Annotated in this window: 1 rRNA gene (only partly in view); it reads left to right on the plus strand. The window is 51.4% G+C overall.

Features of this window, described 5'->3' with window-relative positions:
* Window positions 1-1,512: ribosomal RNA gene (locus ACQKOG_RS27050) — 23S ribosomal RNA — on the plus strand (its annotated part continues 1,438 nt past the right edge of the window); the annotation flags it as partial.

A 1,512-nucleotide genomic window follows, 5' to 3' on the forward strand; every position in this document is an offset into this window, starting at 1 on the left:
GAAGGACGGCACTAACACCGATATGCTTCGGGGAGCTGTAAGTGAGCTTTGATCCGGAGATTTCCGAATGGGGGAACCCACTACGTTTAATCGCGTAGTATCTTGACGTGAATACATAGCGTCTTGAAGGCAGACCCAGGGAACTGAAACATCTAAGTACCTGGAGGAAGAGAAAGAAAAATCGATTCCCTGAGTAGCGGCGAGCGAAACGGGAAGAGCCCAAACCAAGAGGCTTGCCTCTTGGGGTTGTAGGACACTCTATACGGAGTTACAAAAGAGCGAGTTAGATGAAGCGACTTGGAAAGGTCCGCCAGAGCAGGTAAAAGCCCTGTAGTCGAAAGTTCGTTCTCTCCTGAGTGGATCCTGAGTACGGCGGAACACGTGAAATTCCGTCGGAATCCGGGAGGACCATCTCCCAAGGCTAAATACTACCTAGTGACCGATAGTGAACCAGTACCGTGAGGGAAAGGTGAAAAGCACCCCGGAAGGGGAGTGAAAGAGATCCTGAAACCGTGTGCCTACAAGTAGTTAGAGCCCGTTAATGGGTGATAGCGTGCCTTTTGTAGAATGAACCGGCGAGTTACGATTACGTGCGAGGTTAAGCTTTAGAAGGCGGAGCCGCAGCGAAAGCGAGTCTGAATAGGGCGAATTAGTACGTGGTCGTAGACCCGAAACCAGGTGATCTACCCATGTCCAGGGTGAAGGTGAGGTAACACTTACTGGAGGCCCGAACCCACGCACGTTGAAAAGTGCGGGGATGAGGTGTGGGTAGCGGAGAAATTCCAATCGAACTTGGAGATAGCTGGTTCTCTCCGAAATAGCTTTAGGGCTAGCCTCGTGATGAGAATACTGGAGGTAGAGCACTGTTTGGACTAGGGGGCCATCCCGGTTTACCGAATTCAGACAAACTCCGAATGCCAGATATTTATACACGGGAGTCAGACTGCGAGTGATAAGATCCGTAGTCAAAAGGGAAACAGCCCAGACCACCAGCTAAGGTCCCAAAGTAATCGTTAAGTGGAAAAGGATGTGGCGTTGCACAGACAACCAGGATGTTGGCTTAGAAGCAGCCATCATTTAAAGAGTGCGTAATAGCTCACTGGTCGAGTGACGCTGCGCCGAAAATGTATCGGGGCTAAACGATTCACCGAAGCTGTGGATTGACATCTACGATGTCAGTGGTAGGAGAGCGTTCTAAGTGCGTTGAAGTCAGACCGGAAGGACTGGTGGAGCGCTTAGAAGTGAGAATGCCGGTATGAGTAGCGAAAGACGGGTGAGAATCCCGTCCACCGTATGACTAAGGTTTCCTGAGGAAGGCTCGTCCGCTCAGGGTTAGTCGGGACCTAAGCCGAGGCCGATAGGCGTAGGCGATGGACAACAGGTTGATATTCCTGTACCACCTCCTCACCGTTTGAGAAATGGGGGGACGCAGTAGGATAGGGTAAGCGCGCTGTTGGATATGCGCGTCCAAGCAGTAAGGCGTGTGTGTAGGCAAATCCGCACACTGTAAGT

The organism is Lysinibacillus sp. NPDC093216 (genome assembly GCF_050280325.1).
GTDB lineage: Bacteria > Bacillota > Bacilli > Bacillales_A > Planococcaceae > Lysinibacillus.